Annotated in this window: 5 protein-coding genes; all 5 read left to right on the forward strand. The window is 42.8% G+C overall.

Going from position 1 to position 6,184, the window contains the following annotated elements; all coding sequences use genetic code 11:
- On the forward strand, positions 1-1,076 hold a 1,076-nt coding region (locus NGM62_RS21265; RefSeq protein WP_262250324.1), incomplete at its 5' end, for an McrB family protein.
- A gap of 6 nt (positions 1,077-1,082) precedes the next feature.
- Positions 1,083-2,378, forward strand: coding sequence for an McrC family protein (locus tag NGM62_RS21270; RefSeq protein ID WP_262250325.1), 1,296 nt, complete (start codon positions 1,083-1,085; stop codon positions 2,376-2,378).
- Positions 2,375-3,571: a type I restriction endonuclease gene (locus NGM62_RS21275; protein ID WP_262250326.1), complete on the forward strand. Its 1,197-nt coding sequence runs from the start codon at positions 2,375-2,377 to the stop codon at positions 3,569-3,571. The genes NGM62_RS21270 and NGM62_RS21275 overlap by 4 nt, the downstream gene beginning before the upstream one ends.
- Entirely contained in the window at positions 3,568-5,427 is a 1,860-nt protein-coding gene (locus tag NGM62_RS21280; RefSeq protein WP_262250327.1) for a type I restriction enzyme subunit R domain-containing protein, read from the forward strand. The genes NGM62_RS21275 and NGM62_RS21280 overlap by 4 nt, the downstream gene beginning before the upstream one ends.
- Positions 5,427-6,137: a M48 family metallopeptidase gene (locus tag NGM62_RS21285; protein ID WP_262250328.1), complete on the forward strand. Its 711-nt coding sequence runs from the start codon at positions 5,427-5,429 to the stop codon at positions 6,135-6,137. The genes NGM62_RS21280 and NGM62_RS21285 overlap by 1 nt, the downstream gene beginning before the upstream one ends.
- The last annotated feature ends 47 nt before the right edge of the window (positions 6,138-6,184 follow it).

The following is a 6,184-nucleotide window of genomic DNA, read 5'->3' on the forward strand; positions in this document are numbered from 1 at the left end:
AATCTAACTTAAACTGCTGTCCTGTTTTCGGGGGGAATTATAAAATTACGAGTCTGATTAAAGATGAACACTTTGATTTCTATGAGCATTTAGCCATCCGAAGAGTTTGGAATTCTGACGACGACGACTTGGATTTTGACGAACTGCAGGCATTGCTGTTCAAAAAAGCAGTAGTCTTTTACGGCCCTCCCGGCACAAGTAAAACGTTTAAATCCAAAGAACTGGCTAATGCTTTTATTTTAAATCAGTACATTAATGATAAAAATCGGTTAGTAGAATATTTATCCAATCCTGACGGAATTATTAAAAACAGAGTCCACCATTTGCAGCTTCATGCCAACTACACGTATGAGAATTTTATAGGCGGGTATTTGCTGAAAAATGGTGATACGGTTCTAACGCCAGGAAGTTTGATGAAAATCTGTGACGAAGCCAGAAAGGACTTAAACGAGAATAGTGCTTTAGATATCCCGCATGTTCTTATTCTTGATGAGATGAACAGGGTTGATCTTTCCAAATTATTTGGAGAAGTTTTTTCAGCCTTAGAGCAGCGGGATTACGATATTTCTGTAGGGGTTGAAGATTTGAAATTGAATATCCCTCGTAACCTCCACATCATTGGTACGATGAACGAAATCGATTTTTCACTTGAACAAATTGATTTTGCATTACGCCGAAGATTTATGTGGTTCTTTTATGGCTATCGGGAAGAAAGATTGAAAGCAATCATCGAGCACAGAGCGTCAGAAACTAACAGTAAAATTGGATCGGAAGATTTAGCGCGTTTTTATAAAAACATCAATGCCCTGAATGCCCAAGTCGAAGCAAATGAAGAACTAGGTAAAATGTATCAAATAGGGCACGCCTTTTTTGGTGATATCGTACCCATCTATAATCAATATAAGTCGCTAAAAGGGTACAGCAGTAAAAACAGTTTTCTGTTTGAGGAAAATGGGCCGGCCCATATTTTATGGAATATTTCCATCCGACCAATATTGGAGGCATTTATGGGAAATCATGACGAAATAAGTAAAAAGCAGCTTTTAGACGACCTGAAATCTATTTTCCTAAATTAATCCGCCATGGATCGCTATTCTAAAATATATATAAATGCGCAGGACTGTTTGCCCATTACGTGTGATGAAGAAATAAGTAATGCGTTATTCTATTTTATAGCGGAGGTAGAACCAGAAATTTTTCATTTTTCGACCAATGGGAAAGAAGAAGAATCCATTGTTTATTTTGACTATCAAAAAAGGCAATGGTTTGCCAATCGATATATCGGTGAATGTGAGTTTATCTACAAAGGACGGATATTTGTGCTGAAAATTGATCCCCGCTTTGGTCACGGATTATTAGTCAAGCTATTTGAATACATTTATTCCACCAAACTTCCTCCTTCTTATCATTCATTAGCTAACAAGCGCACAATCGATATTCATAAACTGGTGGTTTCCTTAATTTGGACGTCTCACTTGAAGAAAGCATTAAAACACGGCTTATTCAAAAAAAACAAAAGGATTAGGGAAAGCGGAACAACCATCAGGGGGAAATTTTTAGTAAAAGAAAGTTTAATCGATATTCGGGTAAAGAATAATTTACGTTACGAATATCTATTGAAAGATATTGATAATATTCCAAATAGGATCCTGTACAAAGCGTATAAGATTTTGAAAAAGAGCTACTTTCTAAGCGATGGTTTATTATCCAATATAATCAGATCCGATTTCAAGAAATTGGGTTGTATTGATGGATTAGATTATCGCATACCTTATTCTGATTATCAATCCATAAAGTACAGTCATTTGTATGCTGCGTACAAACCCTTGATTGACTTGTCGTGGCAGATTGTAAACTCCAAGGAAATTGGTCTAGCGAGTAGCGATGTCCAGAAAAATAGTTTTTACCTTGACATGGCGGAGGTTTGGGAGTTATTTGTACATAGAGTTCTCACTAAAAACCTGCGCCCACATGGTTGGATAATGTTAGACCCTGAGTATGAAATTTATGGCAACACGTTTTTTAAACGTACAATAAAGCCAGACCTTGTCTTGGAAAATAACGGTAAAGTTCTTGTCGTTGACGCAAAATATAAACGGATGAAATTCCGAAAAGAAGATGTGGATAGAGAAGACATTTTTCAAATTCACACCTATTCGTATTATTTTGATGAGCCTAATAAAACCGTATTCTCTACTCTGGTTTACCCCATAGAGTTTGAAAACAACAGCTCAACGAGCAGGCATACATTATTTGGCAAAAATATTTCTAAAAATTCCTTTTTCATAGAAGGAATACAGGTTGCCATCCCCGAATTAATTGAAGATCAAATTGAGGTGTTTGTTAACTCACTTAACTCTAAATTAGCTGAAACATGATCAACCCCATCGAACGCATCACCCAAAACCGCATTGTGCAGCTCTTCACACAGGAGCTGGGCTTTGTGTATTATGGCAATTGGGAGAAACGGGAGCATAACAGCAACGTAGAACAAGAGCTTTTAAAAAAGAATCTCTTGCAGCGTGGCTATTCCGATACCTTGGCAAATAAAGCAGTAAAAGAAGTGTACGATTTGGCGAATACCAATGCCGGTAGTCTGTACGATCGCAATAAGGCAATGTATTCTTTGCTGCGTTATGGTGTGAAAGCGCGTCCCGAACTGGGTGAGCATTTTGAAACGATATTCCCGATTGATTGGCAAAATTGGGAGGAAAACGAGTTCGGTATTGCTGAGGAAGTCACGTTGGCCAAGAGCCAGCATACACGTCGCCCGGATATCGTGCTGTACGTAAACGGTATCGCCCTGGGTGTGCTGGAACTGAAACGGGGAACCACCGATATCGCCGAGAGCGTCAACCAATCGATTTCCAACCAGCGTGCCACCTTCAATGAATGGTTTTACTCGACCGTTCAATTCCTGTTTGCGGGCAACAATACGCAAGGATTGAAATACGGCACCATCGAAACACCCGCTAAATATTATCTCTCCTGGAAAGAGGACGAGCAGGATAACACAGGCTACAAACTGGATAAATACCTTCGAAAGCTCTGCGACAAAGAGCGTTTTCTCGACATCATCTACAATGGCGTGGTTTTCGATGCCGGCGTGAAGAAGTTGCCCCGGCCACACCAATACTTTGGTTTGAAAGCCGCCCAAGGTTTTGTGAAACGTAAAGAAGGCGGGATCATCTGGCACACGCAGGGTTCGGGCAAGTCGCTGATGATGGTGATGCTAGGCAAGTGGATCTTGGAAAATGTGGCCAATTCGCGGATTGTTATTCTGACTGATAGAACGGAATTGGACGATCAGATCGAAGGGGTGTTTAACGATGTGGGCGAAAGCGATATTGCCAAAACCCGATCCGGGAGGGAATTGATGCAGTTTTTGACCTCCTCGCGGCCTAGATTGGTCTGCTCGCTGATCCATAAATTCGGCAATAAAAGCGAAACCGATTTCGATTCGTTCATCAAAGAATTGCAGGAAAATCCCGTACAAACGCAAGGGGAGATTTTTGTCTTCATCGACGAGTGCCACCGTACCCAAAAAGCGGCAAACTCAACCAAATCATGAAAGCCGTCTTGCACCATGCTGTGTTCATCGGATTTACGGGCACTCCCCTACTGAAAGCCGACCGCAAGACGACGATGGATGTATTTGGACGCTATATCCACACCTACAAATTCAACGAAGCCGTAGAAGACGAGGTGGTGAAAGACCTGATGTACGAAGGAAGAAGTATTGAGCAAAACCTGACCTCGCAAACCCGGGTAGACCAATGGTTTGAGTCGAAAACCGCAGGCCTGAACGATTTCCAGAAAAATGAACTGAAAAAGAAATGGGGCACGATGCAAAACGTATTGAGCTCCAAGAGCCGGATGGAGAAAATCGTATCCGATATTCTATTAGATTTCGCGACCAAACCACGGCTGAAATCGGAACGTGGAAACGCTATACTGGTTGCATCCAGCATATACGAAGCCTGCAAATACTACAATTTGTTTTTGCAAACCGAGCTGAAGAACAAATGCGCCATCATCACTTCCTACAATCCCAATGCTAGGGATATTTCGCTGGAAGACACAGGTGCCGACAGTGAAACCGACAAGGAATATATTTACAAGACCTACACGGATTTGTTGAAAAATGTGAGCCCCAGCGGGAATAAATCCAAAACCGACACCTATGAGACGGAAAGCAAAGAGCGCTTCCGAAAAGAGCCGGCAAGGATGAAATTGTTGGTCGTGGTATCCAAACTGCTTACCGGATTTGACGCGCCACCCTGCTCGTACATCTACATCGACAAAAAGATGCAGGATCACACTTTGTTCCAAGCGATTTGCCGGGTAAACCGCCTGGATACCGACGACAAAGACTATGGCTATATCGTAGACTATATGGAATTGTTCGGTAATGTAGCCGATGCAATCAATGTGTACACTTCGGAACTGGACAGCGAAGGATTTAGCAAAGAAGAAGTGGAAGTGCAGTTGAAAGACCGCATCAAGATTGCGACCGACCGCCTGATGGTTGCACTGGAAACCGTGGAAGCGATTTGTGAACCGGTGGAGGCACCCCGCAGCGATCTGGAATTCATCCATTATTTCTGCGGCAATACCGAAAACCCGGACGATCTGAAAGCCAATGAATACAAGCGCATGGCGCTGTACAAATCCATTGTGGAATATATTCGTGCTTATGCAGGATTGAAAGCCGATTTCGCCAATACTTCCTTCTCGGAAGTAGAAATCCAGCGTTTTCACCAAAAGATGGAAGATTACCTGAACCTGCGCGAAGTCATTCGCAAAGCCTCGGGCGAAACCATCGACCTGAAAGCCTATGAAGCTGATATGCGTTTCCTGATCGACACCTATATCCGTGCGGAGGAGTCGGAAAAAGTATCGCCCTTTGACGATATTTCGCTACTAGACCTCATGGAAACGGATATGGAAAAGGCCATCGACAGTTTGCCCAAAGGGATTAAAGGCAACAAAGAAGCCGTAGCCGAAACGATTGAAAACAACGTACGCAGCAAGATTGTGGAAGAGCACCTGCTGGACCCTAAATATTTCGACCACATGTCGGTGCTGCTACAGGAGTTGATCGAACGCAGGAAGCAAGAAACGATCGCTTACCAGGATTATTTAAAGGAGATGGCTGAGCTGATTCGTCAGGTCAACCAGGGAAAAAAGGATGATGTGCCGGCCAGCTTGAATACCAAAGGCAAGGTCGCCTTGTATCACACTTTGGGCGATGAGATGCTGACTTTAGCCTGCGAAGATGCGGTACAATATGCTAAAAAAGAAGGTTTTCGCGAAAACATCACCAAGCAGCGCGAATTGAAAAAAGCAATTTACGACGTGGTGAACGACTTGGATAAGGTAGAGGAAGTCTATAAAATCATCGACGCGCATAAAGACGAATATTGATGCAAACCGAAACGATTAAGATAGGCGGGGTGGAAATTGAAGTGCGGTTTAAAGACATCAAAAACCTGCATTTGAGCGTGCACCCACCCTTAGGCAAGGTGACTATTTCATCGCCCATCGGTTACAGCTTAGAAAAGCTACGGATATACGCCGCCACTAAGCTGGGGTGGATAAAAAAGGAACAGCACAAATTCCACACTCAGGAACGGGAGCCCATCCGTGACTATACTACGCAAGAAAGCCATTTCTTCCTCGGCACTCGCTACCTGCTCCGCATGGAGAAAGCCACGAAGAACACTGTGGAAGTGAAAGGGAGGAAAATTTTGATCCGCTCGACCGATCCCAGCGATAAAGTTCTTTCAGAAATGCTGCTATACCGGTTTTATCGCAAGGAGCTACGGCAGCTCCTAATCAGCATGATCGCTGAGAAATCAAAAGCTATGGACGTACCAGCCCCCCCGTTTAGGATACGCCGCATGAAAACAAAATGGGGAAGTTGTGCTGTAGATAAAAGCCGCGTTTGGTTCAATATCGAGCTAGCCAAAAAACCACTGGACTGTATTGAATATGTTGTTGTGCACGAACTTGTCCATTTACTCGAACGCCACCACAACAAACGCTTCATCCTACTCATGGACAAACACTTACCATCTTGGCGTACTCAAAAGAAATTATTGAACGAGTTGCCGTTATTGCACGCTAAAGATTAATATAGGGTCTGCTGATAAATTATAACATTTTGATTATTAAATAAATG

The organism is Parapedobacter soli, assembly GCF_025460835.1.
GTDB classification, from domain to species: Bacteria; Bacteroidota; Bacteroidia; order Sphingobacteriales; family Sphingobacteriaceae; genus Parapedobacter; species Parapedobacter soli.

Bases quoted from the DNA above. Each gene is read 5' to 3' on its own strand.
- NGM62_RS21280 (WP_262250327.1), top strand. From the start codon at position 3,568: ATGAAAGCCGTCTTGCACCATGCTGTGTTCATCGGATTTACGGGCACT.
- NGM62_RS21275 (WP_262250326.1), top strand. From the start codon at position 2,375: ATGATCAACCCCATCGAACGCATCACCCAAAACCGCATTGTGCAGCTC.
- NGM62_RS21285 (WP_262250328.1), top strand. From the start codon at position 5,427: ATGCAAACCGAAACGATTAAGATAGGCGGGGTGGAAATTGAAGTGCGG.
- NGM62_RS21270 (WP_262250325.1), top strand. From the start codon at position 1,083: ATGGATCGCTATTCTAAAATATATATAAATGCGCAGGACTGTTTGCCC.